Annotated in this window: 37 protein-coding genes; 30 read left to right on the top strand and 7 right to left on the bottom strand. The window is 70.9% G+C overall.

The annotated features are described in order from the left end of the window. Nucleotides 1-122 precede the first annotated feature (122 nt). Entirely contained in the window at nucleotides 123-338 is a 216-nt protein-coding gene (locus tag IG05_RS0121285; RefSeq protein ID WP_030344815.1) for a hypothetical protein, read from the bottom strand. A 2-nt stretch (nucleotides 339-340) separates the two neighbouring features. Further along, complete coding sequence (locus tag IG05_RS0121280; RefSeq protein ID WP_030344812.1) at nucleotides 341-628, bottom strand: helix-turn-helix domain-containing protein; 288 nt, start codon at nucleotides 626-628, stop codon at nucleotides 341-343. A gap of 164 nt (nucleotides 629-792) precedes the next feature. Here IG05_RS0121280 and IG05_RS50005 point away from each other — a divergent pair, with 164 nt between their 5' ends. The 7 genes from IG05_RS50005 to IG05_RS0121240 all read left to right on the top strand — a co-directional run bounded on the left by IG05_RS50005 (nucleotide 793) and on the right by IG05_RS0121240 (nucleotide 7,190). Then, nucleotides 793-915, top strand: coding sequence for a hypothetical protein (locus IG05_RS50005; RefSeq protein ID WP_267883320.1), 123 nt, complete (start codon nucleotides 793-795; stop codon nucleotides 913-915). Between the two features lie 152 nt (nucleotides 916-1,067). Further along, nucleotides 1,068-1,277 carry a hypothetical protein gene (locus IG05_RS0121275; protein WP_030344810.1) on the top strand — a complete coding sequence of 70 codons (210 nt, stop codon included), beginning with the start codon at nucleotides 1,068-1,070 and terminating at the stop codon, nucleotides 1,275-1,277. 22 nt (nucleotides 1,278-1,299) lie between these two features. Then, on the top strand, nucleotides 1,300-2,295 hold the full coding sequence (locus tag IG05_RS0121270) for a hypothetical protein (protein ID WP_051790094.1): 996 nt from the start codon (nucleotides 1,300-1,302) through the stop codon (nucleotides 2,293-2,295). A gap of 225 nt (nucleotides 2,296-2,520) precedes the next feature. After that, nucleotides 2,521-3,993 carry a hypothetical protein gene (locus IG05_RS47925; protein ID WP_158838977.1) on the top strand — a complete coding sequence of 491 codons (1,473 nt, stop codon included), beginning with the start codon at nucleotides 2,521-2,523 and terminating at the stop codon, nucleotides 3,991-3,993. Nucleotides 3,994-4,013: 20 nt separating this feature from the next. After that, a complete protein-coding gene (locus tag IG05_RS0121250) occupies nucleotides 4,014-6,110 on the top strand; it encodes a hypothetical protein (protein WP_030344802.1) in 2,097 nt (698 codons plus the stop codon). Beyond that, complete coding sequence (locus IG05_RS42435) at nucleotides 6,110-6,562, top strand: hypothetical protein (RefSeq protein WP_051790093.1); 453 nt, start codon at nucleotides 6,110-6,112, stop codon at nucleotides 6,560-6,562. Before IG05_RS0121250 ends, IG05_RS42435 begins: the two co-directional genes overlap by 1 nt. Before the next feature lie 148 nt (nucleotides 6,563-6,710). Then, complete coding sequence (locus IG05_RS0121240) at nucleotides 6,711-7,190, top strand: hypothetical protein (RefSeq protein ID WP_030344799.1); 480 nt, start codon at nucleotides 6,711-6,713, stop codon at nucleotides 7,188-7,190. Nucleotides 7,191-7,235: 45 nt separating this feature from the next. Here the strand turns inward: IG05_RS0121240 and IG05_RS0121235 are convergent, their stop codons facing one another. From IG05_RS0121235 to IG05_RS0121225, 4 genes are read right to left on the bottom strand one after another with little or no spacing between them, the layout of a single operon-like run. After that, entirely contained in the window at nucleotides 7,236-7,454 is a 219-nt protein-coding gene (locus tag IG05_RS0121235) for a hypothetical protein (RefSeq protein ID WP_030344797.1), read from the bottom strand. Beyond that, entirely contained in the window at nucleotides 7,451-7,642 is a 192-nt protein-coding gene (locus IG05_RS47920; protein ID WP_158838976.1) for a hypothetical protein, read from the bottom strand. Before IG05_RS47920 ends, IG05_RS0121235 begins: the two co-directional genes overlap by 4 nt. Next, nucleotides 7,639-7,875, bottom strand: a complete 237-nt coding sequence (locus IG05_RS0121230; RefSeq protein ID WP_030344796.1) for a hypothetical protein — start codon at nucleotides 7,873-7,875, stop codon at nucleotides 7,639-7,641. The genes IG05_RS47920 and IG05_RS0121230 overlap by 4 nt, the downstream gene beginning before the upstream one ends. Next, a complete protein-coding gene (locus tag IG05_RS0121225) occupies nucleotides 7,872-8,096 on the bottom strand; it encodes a hypothetical protein (RefSeq protein WP_051790091.1) in 225 nt (74 codons plus the stop codon). The genes IG05_RS0121230 and IG05_RS0121225 overlap by 4 nt, the downstream gene beginning before the upstream one ends. Nucleotides 8,097-8,202: 106 nt before the next feature. Between IG05_RS0121225 and IG05_RS0121220 the strand changes: the two genes are divergently transcribed. The 7 genes from IG05_RS0121220 to IG05_RS0121190 all read left to right on the top strand — a co-directional run bounded on the left by IG05_RS0121220 (nucleotide 8,203) and on the right by IG05_RS0121190 (nucleotide 10,151). After that, complete coding sequence (locus tag IG05_RS0121220; RefSeq protein WP_030344792.1) at nucleotides 8,203-8,541, top strand: hypothetical protein; 339 nt, start codon at nucleotides 8,203-8,205, stop codon at nucleotides 8,539-8,541. A 9-nt stretch (nucleotides 8,542-8,550) separates the two neighbouring features. After that, nucleotides 8,551-8,859 (top strand): hypothetical protein, encoded by a 309-nt coding sequence (locus tag IG05_RS0121215; protein ID WP_030344790.1) that lies wholly within the window; start codon nucleotides 8,551-8,553, stop codon nucleotides 8,857-8,859. A gap of 18 nt (nucleotides 8,860-8,877) precedes the next feature. Further along, nucleotides 8,878-9,222: a ParB/Srx family N-terminal domain-containing protein gene (locus IG05_RS0121210; protein ID WP_030344788.1), complete on the top strand. Its 345-nt coding sequence runs from the start codon at nucleotides 8,878-8,880 to the stop codon at nucleotides 9,220-9,222. Nucleotides 9,223-9,238: 16 nt separating this feature from the next. Then, the gene (locus IG05_RS47915) at nucleotides 9,239-9,403 is read left to right on the top strand and encodes a hypothetical protein (protein ID WP_158838975.1); all 165 of its coding nucleotides are present in this window, start codon (nucleotides 9,239-9,241) and stop codon (nucleotides 9,401-9,403) included. 13 nt (nucleotides 9,404-9,416) lie between these two features. Next, nucleotides 9,417-9,659, top strand: a complete 243-nt coding sequence (locus IG05_RS0121200; RefSeq protein WP_030344787.1) for a hypothetical protein — start codon at nucleotides 9,417-9,419, stop codon at nucleotides 9,657-9,659. An 88-nt stretch (nucleotides 9,660-9,747) separates the two neighbouring features. Beyond that, a complete protein-coding gene (locus IG05_RS47910) occupies nucleotides 9,748-9,912 on the top strand; it encodes a hypothetical protein (RefSeq protein ID WP_158838974.1) in 165 nt (54 codons plus the stop codon). Nucleotides 9,913-9,938: 26 nt separating this feature from the next. Continuing rightward, nucleotides 9,939-10,151 (top strand): hypothetical protein, encoded by a 213-nt coding sequence (locus IG05_RS0121190; protein WP_030344785.1) that lies wholly within the window; start codon nucleotides 9,939-9,941, stop codon nucleotides 10,149-10,151. A 427-nt stretch (nucleotides 10,152-10,578) separates the two neighbouring features. Here the strand turns inward: IG05_RS0121190 and IG05_RS0121180 are convergent, their stop codons facing one another. Further along, the gene (locus IG05_RS0121180) at nucleotides 10,579-10,776 is read right to left on the bottom strand and encodes a DUF7218 family protein (RefSeq protein WP_158838973.1); all 198 of its coding nucleotides are present in this window, start codon (nucleotides 10,774-10,776) and stop codon (nucleotides 10,579-10,581) included. A gap of 90 nt (nucleotides 10,777-10,866) precedes the next feature. Here IG05_RS0121180 and IG05_RS0121175 point away from each other — a divergent pair, with 90 nt between their 5' ends. From IG05_RS0121175 to IG05_RS0121100, 16 genes are all read left to right on the top strand, one after another. Next, nucleotides 10,867-11,418: a hypothetical protein gene (locus IG05_RS0121175; RefSeq protein WP_030344780.1), complete on the top strand. Its 552-nt coding sequence runs from the start codon at nucleotides 10,867-10,869 to the stop codon at nucleotides 11,416-11,418. A gap of 4 nt (nucleotides 11,419-11,422) precedes the next feature. Further along, nucleotides 11,423-13,030: a hypothetical protein gene (locus IG05_RS0121170; RefSeq protein ID WP_030344779.1), complete on the top strand. Its 1,608-nt coding sequence runs from the start codon at nucleotides 11,423-11,425 to the stop codon at nucleotides 13,028-13,030. A 99-nt stretch (nucleotides 13,031-13,129) separates the two neighbouring features. Next, the gene (locus IG05_RS0121165; protein ID WP_030344777.1) at nucleotides 13,130-14,656 is read left to right on the top strand and encodes a phage portal protein; all 1,527 of its coding nucleotides are present in this window, start codon (nucleotides 13,130-13,132) and stop codon (nucleotides 14,654-14,656) included. Next, a complete protein-coding gene (locus IG05_RS0121160) occupies nucleotides 14,656-15,672 on the top strand; it encodes a hypothetical protein (protein ID WP_030344775.1) in 1,017 nt (338 codons plus the stop codon). Before IG05_RS0121165 ends, IG05_RS0121160 begins: the two co-directional genes overlap by 1 nt. Before the next feature lie 20 nt (nucleotides 15,673-15,692). Continuing rightward, nucleotides 15,693-16,004, top strand: coding sequence for a hypothetical protein (locus IG05_RS44135; protein ID WP_037814331.1), 312 nt, complete (start codon nucleotides 15,693-15,695; stop codon nucleotides 16,002-16,004). 64 nt (nucleotides 16,005-16,068) lie between these two features. Beyond that, complete coding sequence (locus tag IG05_RS0121150; protein WP_030344774.1) at nucleotides 16,069-16,854, top strand: hypothetical protein; 786 nt, start codon at nucleotides 16,069-16,071, stop codon at nucleotides 16,852-16,854. A gap of 133 nt (nucleotides 16,855-16,987) precedes the next feature. Further along, on the top strand, nucleotides 16,988-17,902 hold the full coding sequence (locus IG05_RS0121145) for a phage major capsid protein (protein WP_030344772.1): 915 nt from the start codon (nucleotides 16,988-16,990) through the stop codon (nucleotides 17,900-17,902). A 68-nt stretch (nucleotides 17,903-17,970) separates the two neighbouring features. Beyond that, complete coding sequence (locus IG05_RS0121140; protein ID WP_030344771.1) at nucleotides 17,971-18,429, top strand: hypothetical protein; 459 nt, start codon at nucleotides 17,971-17,973, stop codon at nucleotides 18,427-18,429. A 3-nt stretch (nucleotides 18,430-18,432) separates the two neighbouring features. After that, nucleotides 18,433-18,879 (top strand): hypothetical protein, encoded by a 447-nt coding sequence (locus IG05_RS0121135; protein ID WP_030344769.1) that lies wholly within the window; start codon nucleotides 18,433-18,435, stop codon nucleotides 18,877-18,879. Beyond that, on the top strand, nucleotides 18,879-19,211 hold the full coding sequence (locus IG05_RS0121130) for a hypothetical protein (RefSeq protein ID WP_030344768.1): 333 nt from the start codon (nucleotides 18,879-18,881) through the stop codon (nucleotides 19,209-19,211). Before IG05_RS0121135 ends, IG05_RS0121130 begins: the two co-directional genes overlap by 1 nt. Nucleotides 19,212-19,282: 71 nt before the next feature. Continuing rightward, entirely contained in the window at nucleotides 19,283-19,654 is a 372-nt protein-coding gene (locus tag IG05_RS0121125; RefSeq protein ID WP_051790087.1) for a hypothetical protein, read from the top strand. Beyond that, nucleotides 19,651-20,115 (top strand): hypothetical protein, encoded by a 465-nt coding sequence (locus tag IG05_RS0121120; RefSeq protein WP_030344764.1) that lies wholly within the window; start codon nucleotides 19,651-19,653, stop codon nucleotides 20,113-20,115. Before IG05_RS0121125 ends, IG05_RS0121120 begins: the two co-directional genes overlap by 4 nt. Beyond that, nucleotides 20,112-20,336, top strand: coding sequence for a hypothetical protein (locus tag IG05_RS0121115; protein WP_030344763.1), 225 nt, complete (start codon nucleotides 20,112-20,114; stop codon nucleotides 20,334-20,336). Before IG05_RS0121120 ends, IG05_RS0121115 begins: the two co-directional genes overlap by 4 nt. Beyond that, nucleotides 20,336-20,545, top strand: a complete 210-nt coding sequence (locus tag IG05_RS0121110; RefSeq protein ID WP_030344761.1) for a hypothetical protein — start codon at nucleotides 20,336-20,338, stop codon at nucleotides 20,543-20,545. The genes IG05_RS0121115 and IG05_RS0121110 overlap by 1 nt, the downstream gene beginning before the upstream one ends. A gap of 3 nt (nucleotides 20,546-20,548) precedes the next feature. Continuing rightward, complete coding sequence (locus tag IG05_RS0121105) at nucleotides 20,549-21,109, top strand: hypothetical protein (protein WP_030344760.1); 561 nt, start codon at nucleotides 20,549-20,551, stop codon at nucleotides 21,107-21,109. Between the two features lie 44 nt (nucleotides 21,110-21,153). Continuing rightward, complete coding sequence (locus IG05_RS0121100; protein ID WP_030344758.1) at nucleotides 21,154-21,564, top strand: hypothetical protein; 411 nt, start codon at nucleotides 21,154-21,156, stop codon at nucleotides 21,562-21,564. Nucleotides 21,565-21,932 lie beyond the last annotated feature (368 nt).

The raw sequence follows: 21,932 nt of genomic DNA, 5'->3' as shown, positions 1-21,932 counted from the left end.
CTGCCGGGCGGACACGCTGCTCGCGCACCGGCAGCGCTGCTACCGGCGCATGGAACCCGCCTGAGCATGACGAAGCCCCTGCCGGCCTGGGAACGGCAGGGGCTCTCGTCTGTCCGGCGCGGCTACAGGCCGTTGGGTGCGAGGTCGAAGAACAAGGTCACCGCGTTGTCCGCTTCCAGAGCGGCCATGGCGTGCTTCAGGAGGCGCTGATACAGGGCCTGACGGTCCTCGCCGCGCCGGGCCGCGACCGTGCCCGTGACGGTGTTCGCATTGACGCCAGGCACGCCCTCCTTCTGGAATTGGAGGGTGATCACATAGTGGTACTCGTTCCTCGCCACGCCTACTCCTCGGTCTTCTTCGCGCGATCCTTCCCGGACCGCGAGTAGCCCGCCGCGATGTCCTGGACCGTCGTCGGCGACACGCCTAGCTCCTTCGCGACCTTCCGGACGGAGGCATCGTCGGGCGCCAGCAGCTCCAGCACGGCCTGCCGCCGTACCTCCCGTAGCGCCTTACTGTGCTCGGGCCACTCCTTCAGCACCCTCGCCACAGCGAGCGCGCGCGTCTTCGGATCGTCGATCTCTGAGAGACCTGCGAGAGCGTCCAGCACGCGCTGCACCTCCTCTTCCATGCCCTGTCCCTTCCGTGGGCAGGCCGCATTGCCAGTGTACGGGGTATCCCGTACAGTCGGTACTGGGCAGCAGCCACCACTGCTCGCTCAACAAGAAATGCCCGGACGGGAGGTGCAACTCCCGTCCGGGCCAGCCACCGCCTGACGTGACCAGGAGTGACCGCATGCAGCGTACCCAGCCCCAACCCCAACCGCCCACCCCGCGCACCGAGCCGCTGCCGCCCGCCGCGCAGCAGGCCCTGGCCCGCCTGGAGCGGAAGCTCACGCCCCGCCCTGCCGGCCGATGAGCGCCGAGCACGAGCGAGCCAAAGAACCGCTCCCCATCCGCCCGCCCCGCCCCCACCCGCAAGGCTGACCCCCACCCCACCGACCGCCGGGCTGGCGGTACCCAACCCCTCGTCCCGCCAGCCCGGCACCCACTCCCGCGAGGAAGCCCGCCATGACCCGTACCGCGCGCCGCGCGCCCTGCCCCCAATGCAGACGCCGCCGCCACCGCATCCGCGCCCACTCACCCCTCGTCAACACCCTGTGCTCGCCCGTCGCCCGCTACGGCTTCACCCTCTGCACCATCGCGGGCCTCTACGCACAACTCACCGCCCCCACCCTGATTGCCGCCGGTCTGGCCGCCCTCGCCTGGCGCTACCGCTGACCCGTTCCACGGAGCCGTCACCGTGAAGAAGCTGACCAAGGGACAGATCACCGTCCTCGCCATCGCCACCATCCCGATGATCGCCGTCGGTATCGGCGGCGCCATCGGCACCTACGCCAACGCCGGCTCCGTCCTCCACCGCAAGGAGACCGCCCTCGGCGTCGTCGCCGCTGGCGAAGGCGCAACCCTCGTCGCCGCTCTCGTCATGATCGGCGTCACCATGCTCGGTCAGGCCGCGCCCCTCGCGATCCGCGCTGCACTGTGGCTCCTGCCGGCCGCCGCGTCCGTCATGGGCCTGGCGATCGCCCCGACCCCAACCGAGGCCATCGTGTTCGCCCTCACCCCGCTCGCGATGACCGCCTCGGCGGAGGGCATCAGCTTCCTCGCCCGCCGGATCGTCGTGCACCGCACCGGCGTCGACATCGAGGCGCAGCGGCGCAATGCCGCCGTGCTGCGCAGGATCGCCTACCACCGGGCACGCGCCGAACGCCACCCCTGGAAGTGGGTGCGAAAAGCGTCGGCGCTCGCGGCGTGGCGGCTCATGGGGCGCCTCGGCGATAGCGACGCCACCCTCGGTAGCGCGCTCACCGACGTGCAGAACACCCGCATCGTTGACGGCGCCAACACGGCGCTCGCCGCCATGTTCAGTAGCGCCCCCGCTCTACCGCCTGTAGCGGCGCCCACTACGCCCGCCGCCACGCCACGACCGGCCACGCCCGCCACCGCCACCCCGAAGCCGTCGCGTGCCACCACGCCAGAGAAGACCGCTACGCCACCCGCCGAGCCCGCCACCATGCCCGATGCCACTACCGATCAGACGGTGCCGGCTTACGAGCCTGGCACCCCGCAGTACGTCGTCCGCGGCCTGTGGCTGAACCTCGGCCACCGGCCCACCGAGGGCGCGATCGTCGACGCCCTAGGCGAGGCCGGGCTGGCGAACAGCCGGGCGCAGGCCGGGAAGATCCGCCGCCAGGTCGAAGCCGAGAACCCCGCCCTGCCCGGCCCCCGCGCCGCCTGACCCCGAAGGAACCTCATGCTTCTCGCCGCCGCCATCGCCTTGACCTTGATCACGATCGTCTTCCTTGTGATGGCTCACGCCGACGACAAGGCGCGCCGTGACCGTGACCGTGACCGCAGCCGCAGTCAAACCCGCCCCCCGTCCGCCCCCTGAGCAGCGGAAACCCCCACCCGATCAGAGTCCGACTGCAGTCAGAGTCACAGTCGCAGTGAACGGAGCACCGTCGTGGCCCGCACCAAGACCGCCCCCGAGACCACGCCCACCAGCGACACCCCACCCGATCCCCCCACACAGGGCACCGCCCGGCCGTCCCCCGTCCTGGCCTGGCCCTCCGAATGGCCCGTCCCCGAGCTCCCCGAGCAGCAGACCCGCCGGCGCCGCACCCGCGGCCTGCCCATGGCCCCCGTCCTCGCCGGCGCCGGCAACGCCACCAGCCTGGCCGCGACCGCCGCGTACAACGTCGGCGGGCCGGTCGCCGCGGCCGCTACCGGAGCGGTGATCGTGGCGGGCGCTACGGCCGCGACGCTCCGCCGCCGCGCCACGGTGAAAGCCGGGCGCGCTACTGCCTCCAGCCTGCGTAGCGGCGCTGGTAGCGGCCTGCGTAGCGGGTCCGGGACGGGCGGCGGACGCGGCGGTAGCGGGTCGGGTAGCGGCTGGCGTGGCGGTCGTAGCGGTGGCGCTACGCGCTCCGGTAGCGGTGCGAGCGGTCCGCTGTCGCGTAGCGGTGGCGGCTCGTCCGGGCTCGGCTCGCGCGGCGGCTCCCGTGGCGTGGCGGGTGGCGGGAGTCAGCGCGCCGGTGGCGGACTCTTCCGCAAGAGCGGTCCGAGCCACCACAGCGGACCTGGCCGCCACCGCTCCGGCAGCCACACCCCGGGCGCGACGAAGCGGCAGCAGAAGAAGGCGGAAGCCGCCGCGCAGAAGGCGGCTCAGAAGACCGCGAAGAAGGCGCTGAAGCAGGCCGCGAAAGACCTCGCCGGGAAGAACACCGGCAAGACCACCACACCCAAGACCCGCACCTCCAGCACCGGCCACGCACTGAAGGCCGCCGCCAACCGGGCGGCCCGCGCCGCCTACCGCGCCGGCCGCCCCCTCGTCACCCGCGCAAGCAAGGCCGCCGCGAAGCAGGCCCGCCGCGCCAGCGGCGCACTGTGGGACGGCATCTGCGCGCTCGGTGCCAGCGCCTGGACCCTCCTGGGCCGCGGGCGCGCCGCCGCACTCGACCGACTCAAGGCGGTGTGGAAGCGACGCCGTAAGAACCGCGCCGAGCAGGACACCGCACCCGAGCCGTCCATCGCCGCCACTGTGCGGCGCCCTACCACCCCCGTCACGTTCACAGGAGGAACCGCCATGTCCGGAGGGCACCACTTCGTCGCCGCCGCCACCGAGATGGCCCGCGCCGCCGCCGCCTACCAGCCGCAAGGGATGCTGCAGGTCGGCCAGGACTTCGCCGGCCTGGAGGAGGCCCTGCGTATCCACGCCGAGGCGCTGGCCACGACCGTCGAGAACGCGGACGCGAGCTGGCCGCTCCACCCGAACATCGTGGAGATCATGCGGCAGATCCACGGTCTGCAACTCAAGGCGGCCGAACTCGCCACCGAACTCACGCCCGCCTTCCGCCAGCTCCACGACGTCGACATTGCCCGCCTGGAGAACCCCCGCACCGGCGAGCGCATGTGGGACGTCTCCGCCAACCTCTGACTCGCCGACTGGAGCACGCTGTGAACCTCGACTGGGACGCCAAGCACGGCGCCATCACCGGTCCCATCAACACCGGTGCCGCCGCGCTCGCCGTCGGCTACGCCGGCCACACCCTCGGCATGCCGTGGGAATGGGCCGCCCTCACCGCGGGCGCCGGCCTGGCCGGCAGCCACATCGCCGGCCGCCGCCACAACGTCACCACGGCCACGCTCGCGCTGCGCGCCGCGGGCTGGCTGGGTGCCGGCGGCTGGTGCTCGTGGGCCATCGTCTCCGGGCCGTGGTCGCAGTGGGGCATGGGCAGCCTCCTCGCCGGCATCCTCGGCCTCGGCGCAGCGATGGCCGGTGCACACCACGTCGAGGAGAAAGCCGAGGAACAACGCGCGGAGAAGGAAGCCGCCGCCCGGCGCGCCACCCTGGACGGCAAGCGCAAAGCCATCGCGGACGAGTGGGAAGACCGCATCGTCCGCGTCTGCGCCGGGGCGGTCGTGCAGATCGTCGGCGTCGAGGTGTGGGACGGCGGCGGCGGGTTCAGCCTCGACGGCGAGTGCGGCGCCGGCGGCACCCGCTGGAAGGACGTCGCCGTCTACAAGGAGCAGCTCGCCGCGGACGCCCGCCTCCCCGAAGGGTGCGGCGTCGACGTCGGGCCCGGCGCGCACCGCGGCGCAGTCCTCATCCACGTCTCGACCGTCAACAGGCTCGTCGAGGACGTGTACTACCCGGAGGACTACTCGCCGCTCACCGTCAACGCGCCCGCCCCGCTAGGCATCCTCCGCGACGGCATGCCGGAGGGGCCGGTCAACCGGCAGGCGTCCATGCTGGTCGTCGGGCAGCGCGGGTCGGGTAAGACGAACCTGCTCAACGTGATGATCGCCAACCAGTGCAGGATGGTCGACTCGATCACCTGGGTCATCGACCTCAACGGCGGGGGCCTCGCCCTGAAGTGGATGCGCGCGTGGGCCGCCGCGGGCAAGCCGGGCCGGCCGCCGATCGACTGGGTGGCCGATACCCCGGAGCAGGCGCTCGGCATGGCGACCGCGCTAGTGCGGGTCGCGAAGGCGAGGAAGGTCGGCTATCAGGATCGGGAGATCGCCGCCAACGACGACAAACTCCCGGTGGACGCCGAGGTCCCGGAGATCCGTGTCTTCAACGACGAGGGCGCGGAGATCTTCTCCACCCGGTCCCGGCGCAACGACACGCTGCGCGCGATCGCCGACAACTTGATCCAGACCCTGGAGATCGCCCGCGCCGCCGCGGTCAACGAGACCACCAGCGGTCTACGCGCCACCCAGGACGTCCTGTCCGACCCGCAGATCCTGAAGCAGTCCACGTTCAAGGCCGGGATGAAGGTCGCCGACGACTCCGAGCTGAACTACTTCTTCGGCTACAACCACAACGCCAGCGCGGAAGACGCCCCCTACCCGGGGTGCGCACTCGTCCGGGACGGCGACGGCCAGGTCCACCCGATGAAGGTGTACCGGATGCGCCCGTCGCAGATCCTCGACATCGTCCGCGCGACCGCCGAGCGACACCCCGAGCTCGACGAGCTGTCCCGCCGCGCGGCCGGCGAAGCGTACGAGAAGCGATGGATCGGAACCGACCACCTCTTCGGCGGGCCCGCCCCCGAGCCCACGCCGGTCGTCGAGTCCACCCCGGAGCCTCCCACGCCGCGCGGCCGAGGCATCACCGCGGACTGGGGCATCACCCCGGCCGGCGGCGACGCGCAGGCCACGATCGACCAGGCCGAGGCCGCCCGCCGCCGCCTGCACGAGGCGATGAGCGAGACCAGCAGCCGCGACGGCGACCTTGACGCTCGGTTCCAGGAGATCCTCAGCGGCGGCGGCCTGACTTGGAAGCCGCCCACTGTCGATCCCCAGCAGCCCGCGCCGGGCGGGGAAGACGGTGACCCGCGCCGCGAGATGGTCTACCGCATCGTCGAGAAGGCTGGCCCAGACGGCATCGGTCCTGAGGCGATCCGTGACTGCTTCGCCCGCCAGCATCCCGCCCAGGAAGTCCCGCACGCGGCCACGATCGGCCGGTGGCTCGCCGCGGACTCGCGCGTCCACAAGCCCCGCTTCGGCCGTTACGCCGTCCGCCCCGACCGCTCTCAGGAGTCGTGATGCTGTCCGAGCCCTACCAGCGCTACGCCCCAGCCGTCGAGCAGCGTCCCGTCCACCCCGCTGGCGTCGAGCTGCGCGCCGAACGGCCCGCGGTTGCCTGGGTGCCGTCCGGGGCCGACCCGAACGTGATGGTGCCGGTGCTGAGGGAGTACGTTCAGCCGATGCCCATGCCGGCACCGCGGGACTTGACCCCGCAGCCGCTTTTCGATCCGCTCGCACAGCGCATGCTCGCTGGCGGCGTCGGTGTCGGCGCAGCGGGCGCGGGGGTCGGCTTCGGGCTGCACGAGCTGGCCGCCGGGGTGGCCCTTATGGGGACGAGCGGGCTGGCAATGCTGGCCGCGCTGCTCCTCGCTGCCGGCAGTGTGCGCGGGCGGAGCGTGGTGAACGTCCGCCACGAGACGCACGTGACGCAGAAGTGGTTCGGCCGTACTGACATCACGCACCACGGCTGACTGCCACACTGAACCCTGACCCCGCCACGCCCCCCGTCGTGGCGGGGTCTACTGCTGCGCCGCCGCAGGGTCACAGTCCTGTGACGACGCCATCACGCGCCTCCCGAAACCCAGATGATGCTCCGATCAACAACGCAAGGGGGGCACCATGCTGTTCAACCGAGACCCAGAGAAGGCAGCCGAGCGCGCCGCCGCCCGCGAGGAACGCCGCAAGCAGCGACAGGCAGCAGCCGACCAGCGCGCGGAGGAACGCCTCGAACTGAAGATCTGGCGAGAAGACCACCCCGCCGAGGTGACCATGAACCAGGCAGCCCTCATGCGTCCTTGGCCGGCCTCCAAGATGGGGCAGACCAGCCTGGGCCCGATCCGCGGAGGGCAGGCTGAGTTCATCGACGCAGGCGCGCACAAGGCATGGACGGCCACGCGGCTGATTGCCGGCGCGGCGACGTTGGGAGCCTCGGCTGCGATGACGGGTCGGAAGAACAAGGGCGCCGCGGTGATCAATGTGGTGTTCGGGAACGGTGCGGCACAGACGTACAAGGTGACGCCGGAGTCGAGCACGCTCCGGGCAGCGAACCAGTACGTGACCGCGTTCAACGCGCTCGCTGCACAGTTGGACGGGGAGTAACACCACTGCAGCGGCCCCGCACCGGGTGTCCGGGCGGGGCCGTCGTCATGCGGTGGGAATGTCGTCCCCGATGCCGAGTTCGCGTTCGAGTCGGGCGATCCGCGCGTAGTCGGGCCGCGGACGGGGGCGCCGCCAGTCGTGCGCGATCCGGTTCCAGATCGGCAGCGGCCAGCGGAGGATCAGCGGCGCGTGCGGTGTGGTGCCGTACAGGCCGCACGCTGCGCCGTAGAGGACGGTGAGACTGAGCAGCAGAGGAACGATCATTGCGTTGGCTCCTCGTTTGCGCGCATCGTTCTGGCGTTGGCGGTCAGCCCCAGTGCTTCGGCTTCATCAGGGTCCGTGATCGGGCGGCCGGGACTGAGGGCGATCAGGGGGCTATCGTCTGGCCGGTGCGTGACGGCACCGCCGCGGGGCCGACGGAGCATCGTGCGCAGGAATGCCTTCAGGTTCACGTGGGCTCCTCGTCCGGGCGCACCGGGCCCGCGCCGTAGAAGCCGTCCATCTGCGCGTTCAGCTCGGCCAAGTCGGGATGCTGGGCCACGTCTCGCGTCACGCCCGCGTTGAAGGCGTCGGTGAACTGCCTCATCGACTTCGTGGCCAGCACGGCGGCGGCCGCGCGCAGTTGACCGGCCGCAATGCGGTGCAGTCGGGCGCGCAGCTCATAGGGGTCGACGCTCTCGTTCATGCGGTCTTCTCCTCGCTGCTCGCCGGGCGCTCCGGCTTCCAGGAGCCCGACTCGGGCCGCTTCGGCATGGTCGCGCCGGGCCGGCGTAGATACCAGGCGACGAGGTCCTTGATGACTGTGCCCCGGTCGCTGCCTTGGGTTTTCGCGGCGGCGAGCAGGTCGGCCCAGTCGTCGTCGCTGATGCGGACTGAGCGGTGCTGGGTCTTCGGGCTGCTTGGCATGTCTCCCACGGTACCGGGTGTACGTACAGCTGGATAGCCCGAACCCCTTGCGGTGTACGTACACCTCGCGCTACGGTGTACGTACACCAAGAACGAGGGGGACCAAATGATCGCCGCCAACCGCACCCGCCGCGCCACCCTCCGCGCCCGCCGCACCCAGACCTCCGCCCAGGGCCGCATCCGCCGCACCGGCACCGGCACCCTCGCCACCCACTGCATCGCCGCCGGCCTCGCCCCGCGCGAGGCCCGCTCGGTCGCCGGCTCCCTCCGGAAGAACGCGACCAAGGCCGGCGTCACCGGCACCCCCTCCGTCTCCTACACCCACGGCCGCGCCCGCGCCTGCACCCGCTACACCCCGGCCGAGGTCGCCGCGATCGCCGTCATCTACCGGCCCCGCAAGCCCGCGTACCGCACCGCCGCCGCGCGCCTCGCCCTCGCCGCCTAGGAGCCCGCCGTGAACCCGTCCACCACCCGCCGCCTGGTTCCCACCCAGTCCTCCCGCGACTACGCCGACCACCACCGCACCGTCCACGCCGACCCCCGTGTCACCGACCTGGACGAGGACGCCCGCTACATCGACCACATCAGCCACGACAACGGCCGCACCTGGCAGCCCGCCGGCCAGCCCACCGTGTGCGGCGGCCACGTCCAGGCGGAAGCCGCCAGTGCGCTCCTCCGGGGCTGGGACGTCACCGCCGACGGAACCACCCGGACCATCCGCCACGGCGACGGCAGCCTCACCCGCTGGACCATCACCACCTGACCGAACGGAGACTCCGAAATGCTCGGCATCATCCCCACCGTGACCGTCCTGGACATGCTCACCCCGGACGACGACGACACCCCCGACTGCATCACCGTCCAGGACGTCCTCGACCACAAGCGGCGCTCCGAGCACTATGCCGAGCTGCTGGACGAGATCCGCCAGGACGGCATCGCACTCCCCATCATGATCCGCACCCACAACGGGCAGCCCTGGCTGGTCGACGGGCACCACCGCGTGGCCGCCGCCATCGACCTCGGCATCACCCACCTCGTCTGGTCCGACCTGCCCCTGGAGGTCGAGGACCGGCCGCACAACCCTGTGATGACCGGCAGCTGGGGCCCGTACCGGCCCGCCGCCTGATCGAACGGAGACGCGAATGCCTCGCATGATCGGCCGCAACTGCCCCGACGGCCCCGGCGGACGCGACTGCCACTGCTGCGGACAGGCCCCCGGCCGCGACCGCAGGACCGCCCGCCGGCGCGTGAAGCGCGGCGAGCGGCAGCAGTGGAAGCGCGCCGCCCGCCTCGCCCTCGCGGCGTGAGAGGAGAACCCCCATGGCCACTGTCGCCACCACGACCGTCCCCCCGTTCACCCCGCTGCCCGGCGGGTTCATCACCGCCCAGACCCTCCCCGACGGCCGGATCACCGTCGAGTCGTGGTGGCTGAACACGGACCCGGACGACTCCGAGACCCCGTACAGCCAGCCCGTCTGCTGCTGGACGGCCGACGACCCGGACGGGGCCCTCGCCCTGATCGCGGAGTTCACCGAGAGTTTCGCCCGCCTCACCCGCGCCTGACCGGCCCGGGCCCGCTCACAGGGAGCGGGCCCTCGCCGCTTGACCCCCGCCATACGCTCAACCCACCGCCACCGAAAGGACCGCTGCCGTGACGAACCTGCAGACCATCCTGGAGCGCAAAAGCGAGGCAGCAGCCGACCGGCAGGCTGAGACGCGCGCGATGGTGCCGTTCGGCTACCGAGACTCCAAGGCGCGGCCCATCATCCTGTCCAACCGCATCCACCGGCGCCGCGCCGAACGCGCCGCCGCCTGACCGCCCGACACCACAGGACGAACCCCATGACCAAGCCCCGCAAGCCGTGGCGCGTGATCCTCACCGGACCCGACGTTCGCGCCGAGTCCGCCCACACCAGCGAAGCCAAGGCCTACACCCTGATCCGCGCCGCTCTCGGAGGCGCCAGCCCCGCCGACACCGCGCGCGTCGAGCAGTGGGAGGGCGGCCGGTGGCGGCACTTCGAGACCGTCACCGCCGATGAGATCCCCAACGCCTGACCCCGAGCGAACTGAAGGCCCCGCACACGCCCGAGTGCGGGGCCTTCGTCCTGCGCGCAATCAGTCGATGAACGACCCATCCGACCGCCGCTGATGACGCGAATACAGATGCCTGCACTGCGGACAATGCCGCAGCCCACCCCGCTTCACCACCCACGAGATCCCCGCCGTCATCAGATGCATGAACCCGACCGCCCAGTCCTGCCCGAGCCGAGCGAACCCCGGCATCGTGCACGTCCGACAGTCCCTACAGCCTCCACCCATCACAACCCCCCAACAGAGCGCACGCTCCCCAGCGCGCGCGGTGCCGGGATGCTACCGCCGGCCACCGACAGCAGACACCGGTTCCCACAGATCAGCCCTCGGATACGTGAGGCCCCGGAGCCACCGCCCGGCTCCGGGGCCTCCGCCACCCACCACCCTGGCGTCAGCGCCGCTTCCGCCCGCGCATCTGCCGCGTCTTCGCGGCCTTGCGCGCCATCAGGCTACGTCCAGCCCTCGTGAAGCCTTCATTGGAGATGCGTGCCGCCCTGGACTTCGACATGCCCTTGCGGCGCAGCGCCCGGTAGACCTTCTGCCTGGATCGGTACACGAACCCGTAGCGGCCGCCTCGGTCGGACACCATAGCCAGCACCCCACTCCTCGCCGCAGAAACAAAGATCACACAAGTTGTTCGCCTACGATTCAAAGGTACCCAGATGAGGAGGGGCGCACCATGGCAGGCAACCCGCACCAGGACGACCGCGACGGCCGCGGCCGATACACCCGCACCCTCCAAGGAGCCAAACGCGACGCCCACGCGGCCAAACTCCGCGCCCAGCACTGGACCTACCAGCAGATCGCCGACGAACTCGGCATCGACAAAGCCGGCGCCATCCGAGCCGTCCGCAACGCCCTCCGCGACGCCTGCCTCGGCCCGGCCAAAGAGCTCGTCGAGATGGAAGCCTCCCGCCTCGAAGCGATGTACGACGAGGTGCTCGACATCCTCCAGGCCGACCACGTCATGGTCTCCCACGGCCGGATCGTCTACGACGCCGAAGGCAACCCGCTCCCGGACTACGACATCAAGCTCCGCGCGGTCGACCGGGCGCTCCGCGCGCGCGAAAGCTTCCGGAAGCTGTTCGGCCTCGACCAGCCGACGAAGGTCGACGCCACGGTGCACGAGGTGACGCAGCAGGACCTCGAACTGCAGGAGATGCTCCGCGAGGCCAAGGCCCGCACCGAGTTGGAAGAGCAGCAGATCCTCGACGGCCCGACCGAGGCCTGACCCGGTGACGACCGCAACCCGCACACCCGGCTACCTCCGCGGCCTGGACGCCGAGACCTTCGACCTGGACGCCTACCTCGCCCAGTTCGACCCTCGGCTCCTCGCCGACCCCGAAGGCCGGCGCGTCCTCACCCGCCTCGACCCACTGCTGTTCGCCCTCGTCTACCTCCGCCACCACCTCAAAGACGAGGAAGGCCGGATCAGCTTCGGGGATGCCCACCTCGCCTGGTGCCGCGCCGCCCGCCGCTGGATACGGCCGCCCGCCGGCCCAGCCGAGGAACGCGACGCCTGGATCGCCCCCCGCAACACGGGCAAAACGACCTGGTGGTTCCTCATCCTGCCGATGTGGGCCGCCGCGCACGGCCACGTCCGCTTCGCCGCCGCGTTCGCCTCAGCGGCCACGCAGGCTGAGCGGCACCTGTCCACGTTCAAACGCGAGCTGGACGGCAACGCCCTGCTCCGCCGCGACTTCCCCGACCTTTGCACCGCGGCCAAGCGCCCGTCCGGGCAGAACGTCGCCGACACCCAGAGCATGTACATCGCCAAGTCCGGGTTCATCTTCGCCGCGCACGGCATCGACTCCAGCGCGCTCGGCATGAAGGTCGAGGAGAAACGCCCCGACCTGCTGCTGTGCGACGACATCGAGCCGGACGAGGCGTCGTACTCCGCGCAGCTCGCGGCGAAGCGGCTCACCACCCTGCTGGACGCGATCCTGCCGCTGAACATCTACGCCCGCGTCGCGATCTGCGGGACTGTCACCATGCCGGGCAGCATCATCCACCAGCTGGTGAAGGCAGCGAAGGGCGTCCACGTCGAGGACTGGATCCGGGACGAGGGCATCCGCGCGCACCACAGCCTGCCGATCGTGCAGCGCCCGGACGGCACGGAGCGGTCGATGTGGCCGGCGAAGTGGCCGATCGGCTACCTGCTGGAGATCCGGCACACCCGCAGCTATGCGAAGAACATGGCGAACGACCCCTTGGCCGCGGACGGGGCGTTGTGGACGCCGGACGACTTCCGCTACCCGGAGCCGCCGGCCGTGCTGGACCGCCTCGACGGCACCCTGAACATCGCCGACCGGGTTGACCCGATTACCGGCGCAGACCCGATCACCCACATGATGCTGAGCATCGACCCGGCCACCACTGCGAAGCGGGCGTCCGACTTCACCGGACTGGCCGTCGTGTCCTGGTCGGCCCAGCGCCAACGATGCACCGTGCACGCGGCGATGGCGCTGAAGGTGCGGCCGGGCCCGGAGCTCCGCGACCGTGTCCTCGCGCTGCTGGATGAGTTCCCGCGGATCGGGCTGATCCTGATCGAGGTCAACCAGGGCGGCGACGCCTGGCAGGCGATCCTGCACGACATGCCGGTGAAGGTGAAGACGGTCCACCAGAACGAGCCGAAGTTCGCGCGGGCGGAGGGGCTGCTCGGCCTGTATCAGCGGGGCCGGGTGCTGCACGCGCGCAGACTGCCGGAGCTGGAGCAGCAGATGTGCACGTTCCCGAAGGGCCCGAACGACGACATGGTCGACGCGGTGGGGTCGGCGGTGCGCCGGTTCATGCCGCCAATGAAGCGGGCGGCGCCGTCTGCTCGTACGGCGGCGTACGCGTAGCGGCTTCATTTCGAAGGCACGAGGCGCATGTCGTGACGCATGACGCCACTCGAATGACCGTCTATCCTTCGAATCAAAGGTCACGGGTGGGAGGACGCATTGGATGACGAGTCGCTCGCCGACCTCATGCTCGGAATCGAAGAGCTGGAAGGCTCCCGTCCCGGCTACGACCAGGCCGCCCTGTACTACGACGGCAAGGTCCCCGAGGTTTTCACCAGCGTCCGCCTGCGCCGTGCCCTCGCCGCTCACCGCATCGACTTCGACCTCAACTTCGCCAAAACGCCGGTGAACGCCATCACCAACCGGCTGAAGGTCGCCTCGATCACCAGCCCCGACGAGGACACCAACACCCTCATCTCGAAGATCTGGCAGGACAACCAGCTCAACATCGAGTTGCCGGATCTGTTCCGCCGGGCCGGCGAGTACGGCGACGCCTACCTCATGGTGCTGCCCGTCGAGGACGCCCAAGGCAACGTCGTCCGGGTCGAGATGTTCTACAACTCTCCGCAGACGGTGCGCGTCTTCTACAGCGAGGACAACCCGCGCAAGAAGAATTTCACCATCAAGAAGTGGTGCGAAGGCCGGTACGAGCGTGTCGAGCTGCTGTACGACGACCGCACCGAACGCTGGACCACCGGGGAGAACTCGCGCGGTGACCAGGCCGGCGACTGGCACCCCTGGCCGGCCGACCCAGAGGACCCCGAGTCCTGGTCGATCGAGCACGACTGGAACGAACAGCCGGTCTTCCACTTCCGCAACGATCGCCCCTACGGCGTGCCCGAGCACTATGGCGCGTACGGCCCGCAGAACGCGATCACCAAATTGCAGGCCACGCACATGGGGACGGTCGACTACCAGGGCGCACCGCAGCGCTACGCCTTGACCGAGACCTCCACTACCGACACCAGCGACCTTGAGCCCGGTGACTGGGATGACGGCGACTGGCCCCTCAACGAGAAGGGCCTCGGGCCGAGCGACTCGGGGGAGGACAGCAGCTTGAAGGCCGGGCCGGGCGAGATGTGGCTGCTGCGCGGCTACAAGGCCGTCGGTCAGTTCGACGCCGCGAACCCGCAGGTGTTCCTCGACCCGATCATGTTCAACGTGCGGGCCATGGCCCAGATCACCGAGACACCGCTGCGCCTGTTCGACCCCCAGTCGAGCCAGCGCTCAGGCGAGTCCTACCGCGAGGAGGACGGACCGTTCATCTCGAAGGTGGAGAACCGGCAGACCAGCTACGGCGCCGCCCTGCATGAGGCGTTCGTTTTCGCGTTGCGCCGCCTCGGCATCGAGGACCCGGTCGTCAACGTCGACTGGGTACCGGCCCGGTCCGTGTCGACGGCCGAGGGCTGGCAGACCGTCAAGGCGAAGATCGAGGCCGGCGTACCTCGGCGCCAGGCGCTGATGGAGGCCGGCTACCGCGCTGAGCAGGTTGATGCGTGGCTCTCGGGTACGGACGACGCCGAGCTGCAGCGCCGCGTCGACGTCCTCGCATCGCTCGCCGACTCCGCGCAGAAGCTCGGCTCCGCGGCCGCGCTCGGCGTCATCACCTCCGAGCAGGTCACCGCGCTCATGACCGGCGCCATCGACGACCTTGAAGCGCTCGCGCAGGCACAGGAGGAGAGCTGATGCCGTACTCCAGCGAGCACCTCACCCGCCTGGTGCAGGACGACCACACGGGCGAGGTCGTCGACCTGGAGAACCGGCTCGCCGGGCGGGCCCTGCTCGGGATGGACCGCGCGTTCGAGGAGCTCGTTCGCCGCACGCTCACCGCGTGGACCCGCGCGTACGGCGGCCCGAACCAGCCGGCCGCGCCCGGGGACGTACTGCGCCGCATCGTTGCAGCGACCCGGGCCGCCGCCGTCCGGCTGCTGGATGACCTCGCGCGTCGGGCGCCCGCGGTGCTGGCCGATGGGCTGGGGCCCGCGCTGGTCATGGGGGTGCGGCAGGGCTCCGAGTTCGTGCGTGCCGCGTCCGGCCGGGGGCGCAGGGAGCCGCGCGTGCCGTCGGTGAGTCGCGTCCTGCTGGCTGAGGCGCGCCGCGTCCGGGACATGGTGGCCGAACGCCGCGACCGCGCCCTGTTCCTGCTGCACCCGGACCGGGTGTCGCGGTGGTCGCACATGCTGGCCGGGCTCGGCGCCGCCCGGGCCGTCCTGCCGGCCGTGCGTGCGCACATCGCGTGGGTCATCAATACCGCGGTCCACCAAGGGCTGGACGTCGTCGTCCGCGCGACCGCGCCGCTGCGGGTGTGGGTGTCGGAGGCCGATGCGTGCGTGCGCTGCCTGGCCTACACCGGCCGGACCGCCCCGCCGGGCGAGCCGTTCCCGGGCGGCCTGTCCTGGGACCCGCGCCAGCGCCGCGCCCGGGCGGCCGGGGTGGACGGGCCGCCGCTGCACGCGCACTGCCGCTGCCGCGCCGTTCCCTGGAGTGACGCGTGGAAGACGTCCGGGACACCGTTCCCGGAGGCGCTGCGTCGCGAGGCCGAGCGGTCCATCGGCTACGGCGTCGGCCGGCCGTCGGAGTCTCGTGCTGTCCGGCTGCGTGCCGCGCGGGAGCTGCTGCGGGCCGTTGATGACCTTCTGCCTGCGGTCGAGGCCCGCGCCCGCGCCGCACTCCGAACCGGCCGCTTCCCGGCCGCCGCCTGACACTCAAGGAGCCGAACCCCATGCCGAAGTTCCGCAAAAAGCCCGTCGAGATCGAAGCCCACCAGTGGCACCGGAACGGCGACCACCCCGACGATGGGCCAGCCGATCGAGAAGGCGCAGTCGTCCGATATTTCCGCCGCCCTGAGGCGGAGTACGAGGGAACCAAGACCCACGAGCTGTGCGGCCGAACCTGGCACGAGCATGGGTGGATCGACACCCTCGAAGGTGGGCACACCGTCTGCCCCGGCGACTGGATCATCACTGGCGTGCAAGGCGAGCACTACCCCTGCAAGCCGGACATCTTCGAGGCCACCTACGAGCCCGTGCGGTAGGGCTCCAGCGCAGACCCCGGCGCCCGCCGATGGGCCGCCGCCGACCCCGTGATGGGAGAACACCATGGGCATCCACCCCACCGACGACCAAGCCGACAGCATCAGCCTGCCGCCGGGCACGATCCTCGGCTACCGCACCGACGGCCGGCCGATCCACATCATCGCTGGCGGCGCCGAGACCGACGACGGCGGGCCGGACATCGAGGTCCCCGACGAGGAGCCTGAGGCGGAGACGGACCCGGACGAAGCCCCGGACGAGGAGCCGGAGGAGACACCGAAGCCGAAACCGCCGGCGAAGAAGACCGAGCCGGACGAGGAGTTCAAGCCGCCCTCCAAGGACGAGTGGGCGCGAACGCAGGCCGCGCTGAAGAAGGCCAACGAGGACGCCAAGCGGCACCGGCTGCGGAACAAGGAGCTGGAGGAGAAGGCGCGCGGCGACGAGACCGAGCACGAGAAGGCGCTGCGCGAGGCCCGCGAGGAGGGCGAGAAGCGGTACCGCACTCCCCTGGTGCGGACCGCGGTACGGGGCGCACTCGTCGAGGCGGGGGCGTTGGCGTTCCTACAGGACGAGAAGGACCCGAACGCGGAGACCGCGCGGGACAAGGGCGAGTCGCGGCTGAAGCGGCTACTCAAGCTGGTGGACCTCGACGGCTTGGACGTCGACGAGGACGGCGCCGTGTCCGGGCTGGACGCGGCGATCGCCGAGCTGACCCGGGATTACCCGGAGCTGTTTGCGGTGCCGGAGCGGAAGCCGAAGCCGCGGCCCACGGGGGCGCCCCGGCCGGCGGCGCCGAACAAGCCGCGGTCGACGGCGGAGATCCACGCAGCCAAGCTGCTGGGCAAAGCTTGATGTTCGAAGGTACATTGAGCCTGTGAGCTTTGATTCGGTGATCGAATCGCGCTGACGACCTTGCTTGCGAAGGCGCCCGTGATGGGGCCCGAGCCGACCAGCTTCCCCATCACGCGCCCGCAGGAGGGCCCCCGTGGCACGCAATACGCTTGAGGCCTGGATCCCGGAAGAGTACGAGACCAGCCGGGTCATCCAGAGCATCAACCAAATCTCCGCCGTCGAAGCCCTCGCCTCCCGCATCCCCATGGGCTCCGACACCAAGCACGTCCCCCGCACCGCCGGGATGGGCGTCGACGTGGTCGCCAAGGGCGGCGCCTACGGTGAGGACACCAGCCTCAACGACGAAGTCCTGCTGTCGGCGGTGAAGTTCGGCAAGGCGGCCAGGCTGGCGGAAGAGGACATCGACGACTCGGTGGCCAACGTCATCGAGGCCAAGATGCTGGGCTGGTCGAAGTCCTACGCCAAGATGATCGACAACGCGACGCTCGCCGTGTCCGCGGCCAGCAACGGCACCACCGTCCCGTTCACCAGCCTGTACCAGCTGCTGAACACGACCGACGGCACCCTCGGCTACACGGGCGGCACGAACATCGTCACTGCCTCCAGCTCGGGCGCGCCGACCTACAGCGAGTTCTCCACCGCGATCGGCGCCGTGGAATCCGGCGACTACTTCGACCCCGGGTCGATGTACGCCATCGCCCACCCGGCCTTCCGCAAGTCGCTGCGTGGCGTCCTCGACTCCCAGAACCGTCCGATCTTCAACGAGAACGGCGCCGGTACCCCCGACACCATCTTCAGCGTGCCCGTCCGCTGGAGCCTCGGCGCGAAGATCTCCGCGACCGCCACGCCCAGCCCCACCGGTCGGCCGATCATGGCGTTCGTCAACCCCGAGCTCATGCTCCTCGGCGTGAGGAGCGGCCCGGAGTCCGTGTTCATCGACGGCAGGGATGGACTCAGCGCTTTGACCGACGAGTCAATCCTCAAGATGCGCGCCCGCCGCGGCTGGGCCTACGGCCACCCCAACGGCGCCAGCATCCTCGTCGGCTGACCCACCCCCAGTACGCCGTACCGCCCGCCGGCTCCGGGCGGTACGGCCACACAGCAGGGAGGTGAGCCATGGCAGCGAGGAAGACCACCAGCAGCAAGGCGGCCAGCACCGAGCAGGAACAGGCCGCCAAGGCCGAGGACACGGAGCAGGTCCGGCAGCGGCAGTTCCCCGCCAAGGCCGGCGCGCCCGAGGTCGAGGTCGACGAACGGTCCGCCGACGGCGCCGAGGGCACGCGGCACATCAAGGAGTTCGTCGTCCACGACCGGAACTGGACGGGCGAGGAGTACCAGCACGAGGCGAACAAGGCCGCCGTGCACAACGAGGCGATCCAGCGCGGACTGCACCCGCGCGGCGAGGCCTCGTTCGACGGCGCCGAGGACCACCCGGACGGCGTCTCGGTCGTCCTCACCTACTCGGTGGAGACCGTGCCGTCCTCCGTCGACCACCAGCCCGAGGACACCACCACGCCGCGCGACGTCATCGAGGCCGACGACAAGGACACCAGCAGCAGCAAGGCCGAGGGCTGACCCATGGTTCAGGCCTGGTGCGCTGCGCAGGACGTCATCGACGCCACGGGCGTCTCGGTGACGGACCAGCAGCTTGCCCAGGCGCAGGCCGCGATCGAGGTCTTCTCCAACCGGGTCTACCCCGACACGGAGCGGATGCGGAGCCGCGACCTCTACTGGCTGGGCCGGGCCGTCGCCTATCAGGCAGCGTGGCTGGCAGGGCAGTTCGGGCTGGAGACGCGGCTGGATGCCACGCAGATCCAGCAGGACCAGGTCTCCACCACGCTGACCGGCGACGGCCTGGTCCTCGCTCCCATGGCCAAGCGGGCGCTGCAGCGGGTGTCGTGGATGCGGTCGCGGACCGTGCACATCCGCTCGGCCATCGAGGGCGCCGGCCCGCTGCTCGGTGACCCGCTGTCCGACGGCACCGACGACTCGCTCGTTTGGGCCCCTTACACCGGAGGCCCGTGATGCCGATCGCTCTGGCCACCACCACCATCGCCGTGCTGCGGGGCACGACGACCGACGGCTACGGCGATGAGGTGGACACCGACACCCCGGTCGCGTCCGGGGTCCCGGCCGCCCTGACCGAGCAGTCCCGCCGCGTCACCACCCGCGACGACCCCACCCCCCGCATCGTCCGCTACGCCATCGCCCGCGTCGCGGCCGGCACGGACATCCAGGACCAGGACCGAGTGCGTGACGAGCGCACCGGCGCCCTCTACATCGTCGACGCCGTCTCCTCGATGGCGAACCCCGCGGCCACAGCCGATCTCCGGCTGGACCTGCGGCGCACCACCTAACAGCACACGGCCACCACGCCCGGGGAGACCGGGCCGGCCAGCACGACACCACCTTCGGAGAGGAGGCGGCCATGGCGCGATCCGGCATGCGGATCGACCCGTCAGCGCGCGCGCACGTCGACGCAGCCATCAACGATTGGCTGGAGCACGCCATCGGCCCCGCCATCCTCGGTGACGCCCGGAACTTCGTGCCGAAGCGGTCCGGCCGGCTCGCGGACTCTCTCCGCGCCGAGGTCCACGACAAGGTCCTCCGGGTCGGCTCGCTGGACTGCAACTACGCCACCGACGTCGAGATGGGCACGGCCCCGCACGTCATCTTGCCGCGTAACAAGAAGGCGCTGCACTGGCCGGGCGCCGACCACCCGGTTGCCCGCGTGAACCACCCCGGCACCCACGCTCAGCCGTACCTCCGGCCGGCCCTGTTCCAGCGGAGGACCGCATGAGCACACCCCCGCTGCGCGCCACCCACGAGCTGGTGGCCACCGCCTGGCTGAAGACCGTGGTCGGCGACCGGGTCGCCACCACCCTGCCCAAGCCGGGCACGGACGGCAGCCTCGGCTGGGCGGATGGCGGGTTCGTCACCCTCACCGTGGCCGGCGGCACCCCCAACCTGTACGTGCCGCTACGCGAACCCGCGATCGGCGTCGACTGCTGGGCGGTCAACCCCCAGAGCCAGAAGCCGCCATGGAACAAGGCCGCCGTCCTGGCCGAGGCGATCCAGGCCGCCTGCTACGACCACCCGGCCATCCCCCAGACGGTCGCCCTGCCGACCGGCTACCCGGCCGCGCGGGTGCTGTCCGCATACACCACCGGCGAGCCCCGGCGTGTGCCCGACGACCCCTCGTCGTACGCCCGTTACAGCATCCCGGGCCTGGTCATCGCCTGGACGGAGGTGCCCTCGTGAAGTGGGCCATTCAGGAGGACACCCCGCACGGGCAGCTCCTCAGCTGGAACGGCCGGACGATCGTCCACGACAGCCGGCCGGAGCTTGAGTTCCTGCTCGCCGGCCCGATCCGGATCGTGCCGTGCCCGCCGAGCATCCCGCCCGAGCAGACCATCGAGCTCCGGTTCCACCCGCAGTTCGCCCACCACACCTTCCCGCTCCGCCGAGAGGACTACCGCTGATGCCGACCGTCCGCACCACCATGCGCCCCGACCAGGAGATCGAGGTCGACAACTCCGAGTATGTCGACCTGCAGCGGCAGGGCCTCCTCGTCGAGGAGGACGCCACCGAGGAGGTACCGCCGGCGACCGCGGCCCCGGCCGCACCCGAACCCGCTCCGCAGCCCGCGGCCGTCGCGCCGAAGAAGACCGCCCTCAGCAAGGAGAGCTGACCCATGGCCGTCACCACCACCAACCTCATCCAGGGCCCGGCGTCGCTGTACAGCGGGGCGTTCGGCGCGACCGAGCCGGCCGACACCGCGGTCAACGCCGTGCCTCCGGCGTCGAGCTGGACGGACCTGGGCGGCACCCAGGACGGCGTCAAGCTCAGCGTCGACCAGACCTACTCGGAGCTGGAGGTCGACCAGATCACCGTCCGCGTCGGCTCCCGCCTGACGAAGGTCGACTTCACCATCGAGACGTCGCTGGCCGAGGCCACCCTGGAGAACCTGTCCATGAGCCTCAACGGTGGCACCGCCGCGTCCGGGGCGGGCTGGAAGTCCTACGACCCCAACGTGTCCAGCTCGGCGACGCAGCCGAACTACTTCGCCGTGATCATGGACGGGTACGCGCCGAACCAGTTCCGGCGCCGCGTCATCGGCCGGCGGATGCTCAACACCGACTCCACCGAGCTGGCCTACACCAAGGACAAGCAGACCCTCATCCCGATCAAGCTGAGCGGCCACTACGTCAGCGCCAGCATCGCCCCCTTCCACATCGTCGACCAGACCTCCTAGGCCCGGCCGCCCCCAGCCCCTGCCCATCCCGAGGAGCACCACCCATGGCATCCACCCCCGCACGCACCCGGCAGACCACCGCGGCCCGAAAGCGCGCCGCGGCCAAGCCCACCGGCGCCGCAACGCCCCTCGACTTCGAACCGATCCGGATCGCCGCCGACGACGACATCGAGGAAGAGCGCGTGCCGCTCTTCTACATAGGCGACACCGAGTACACGATCCCCAAGGACATCCCGCCCGGAGTGGCCCTGCAGTACCTGCGCACCGCCGGCGAGATGGGCGAGCAGTTCGCCGCCCCGGTCCTGCTGACCCGGGTGCTGGGCGAGGAAGCGTACGAGGCGCTGGAGTCCTCGCGCGCTCTGACGGACGAGCAGCTGCAGCGGATCATCCAGATCGTTGTCGACCTGTCCCTCGGCCGCGGGGAGAAGGAGGAGGGAAAAGCGACGGCCCGGTAGGCCCGGCGTGGCTGCGGCTCCTGCGCGACGGCTTCGGCCGGCCGGACCTCTCGGAGCCCGTCTGGGACCGCATCGCCGAAGTCGCCTGGGTCCTGGACCACCTGGACGACCTGGACGCCGACTTCCTGGCCATCTACGGCATCGACCTTGAGCAAGCCGACGCCACCACCGTCAACGCCCGCCGCTACTTCGCGCTGGCACACCGACTGACCGCCTACACCGGAGTGATGGCGGCCCGCGCTGATGCCGAGCGCGACCGCCAGCAGCCGGCCCGCAACACCACCCCAACCCGCACGAGCACCGCCGCCCCGGCCGGGCGCGGCGACAGCGAGGTCAGTGAGGTCTCGCTGACCCAGTTCCGGGCTCGC

It is taken from the genome of Streptomyces sp. NRRL S-1022 (assembly GCF_000720135.1).
In the GTDB taxonomy this organism is placed as follows: domain Bacteria; phylum Actinomycetota; class Actinomycetes; order Streptomycetales; family Streptomycetaceae; genus Streptomyces.
Note: the sequence above shows the minus strand (reverse complement) of the source record. Positions and strands in the feature narration are given on the sequence as shown.

Bases quoted from the DNA above. Each gene is read 5' to 3' on its own strand.
- IG05_RS0121280 (WP_030344812.1), bottom strand. From the start codon at position 628: ATGGAAGAGGAGGTGCAGCGCGTGCTGGACGCTCTCGCAGGTCTCTCA.
- IG05_RS50005 (WP_267883320.1), top strand. From the start codon at position 793: ATGCAGCGTACCCAGCCCCAACCCCAACCGCCCACCCCGCGCACCGAG.
- IG05_RS0121275 (WP_030344810.1), top strand. From the start codon at position 1,068: ATGACCCGTACCGCGCGCCGCGCGCCCTGCCCCCAATGCAGACGCCGC.
- IG05_RS42435 (WP_051790093.1), top strand. From the start codon at position 6,110: ATGCTGTCCGAGCCCTACCAGCGCTACGCCCCAGCCGTCGAGCAGCGT.
- IG05_RS0121240 (WP_030344799.1), top strand. From the start codon at position 6,711: ATGCTGTTCAACCGAGACCCAGAGAAGGCAGCCGAGCGCGCCGCCGCC.
- IG05_RS0121235 (WP_030344797.1), bottom strand. From the start codon at position 7,454: ATGATCGTTCCTCTGCTGCTCAGTCTCACCGTCCTCTACGGCGCAGCG.
- IG05_RS0121230 (WP_030344796.1), bottom strand. From the start codon at position 7,875: ATGAACGAGAGCGTCGACCCCTATGAGCTGCGCGCCCGACTGCACCGC.
- IG05_RS0121225 (WP_051790091.1), bottom strand. From the start codon at position 8,096: ATGCCAAGCAGCCCGAAGACCCAGCACCGCTCAGTCCGCATCAGCGAC.
- IG05_RS0121220 (WP_030344792.1), top strand. From the start codon at position 8,203: ATGATCGCCGCCAACCGCACCCGCCGCGCCACCCTCCGCGCCCGCCGC.
- IG05_RS0121210 (WP_030344788.1), top strand. From the start codon at position 8,878: ATGCTCGGCATCATCCCCACCGTGACCGTCCTGGACATGCTCACCCCG.
- IG05_RS47915 (WP_158838975.1), top strand. From the start codon at position 9,239: ATGCCTCGCATGATCGGCCGCAACTGCCCCGACGGCCCCGGCGGACGC.
- IG05_RS0121200 (WP_030344787.1), top strand. From the start codon at position 9,417: ATGGCCACTGTCGCCACCACGACCGTCCCCCCGTTCACCCCGCTGCCC.
- IG05_RS0121190 (WP_030344785.1), top strand. From the start codon at position 9,939: ATGACCAAGCCCCGCAAGCCGTGGCGCGTGATCCTCACCGGACCCGAC.
- IG05_RS0121180 (WP_158838973.1), bottom strand. From the start codon at position 10,776: ATGGTGTCCGACCGAGGCGGCCGCTACGGGTTCGTGTACCGATCCAGG.
- IG05_RS0121175 (WP_030344780.1), top strand. From the start codon at position 10,867: ATGGCAGGCAACCCGCACCAGGACGACCGCGACGGCCGCGGCCGATAC.
- IG05_RS0121160 (WP_030344775.1), top strand. From the start codon at position 14,656: ATGCCGTACTCCAGCGAGCACCTCACCCGCCTGGTGCAGGACGACCAC.
- IG05_RS44135 (WP_037814331.1), top strand. From the start codon at position 15,693: ATGCCGAAGTTCCGCAAAAAGCCCGTCGAGATCGAAGCCCACCAGTGG.
- IG05_RS0121150 (WP_030344774.1), top strand. From the start codon at position 16,069: ATGGGCATCCACCCCACCGACGACCAAGCCGACAGCATCAGCCTGCCG.
- IG05_RS0121140 (WP_030344771.1), top strand. From the start codon at position 17,971: ATGGCAGCGAGGAAGACCACCAGCAGCAAGGCGGCCAGCACCGAGCAG.
- IG05_RS0121135 (WP_030344769.1), top strand. From the start codon at position 18,433: ATGGTTCAGGCCTGGTGCGCTGCGCAGGACGTCATCGACGCCACGGGC.
- IG05_RS0121130 (WP_030344768.1), top strand. From the start codon at position 18,879: ATGCCGATCGCTCTGGCCACCACCACCATCGCCGTGCTGCGGGGCACG.
- IG05_RS0121125 (WP_051790087.1), top strand. From the start codon at position 19,283: ATGGCGCGATCCGGCATGCGGATCGACCCGTCAGCGCGCGCGCACGTC.
- IG05_RS0121120 (WP_030344764.1), top strand. From the start codon at position 19,651: ATGAGCACACCCCCGCTGCGCGCCACCCACGAGCTGGTGGCCACCGCC.
- IG05_RS0121110 (WP_030344761.1), top strand. From the start codon at position 20,336: ATGCCGACCGTCCGCACCACCATGCGCCCCGACCAGGAGATCGAGGTC.
- IG05_RS0121105 (WP_030344760.1), top strand. From the start codon at position 20,549: ATGGCCGTCACCACCACCAACCTCATCCAGGGCCCGGCGTCGCTGTAC.
- IG05_RS0121100 (WP_030344758.1), top strand. From the start codon at position 21,154: ATGGCATCCACCCCCGCACGCACCCGGCAGACCACCGCGGCCCGAAAG.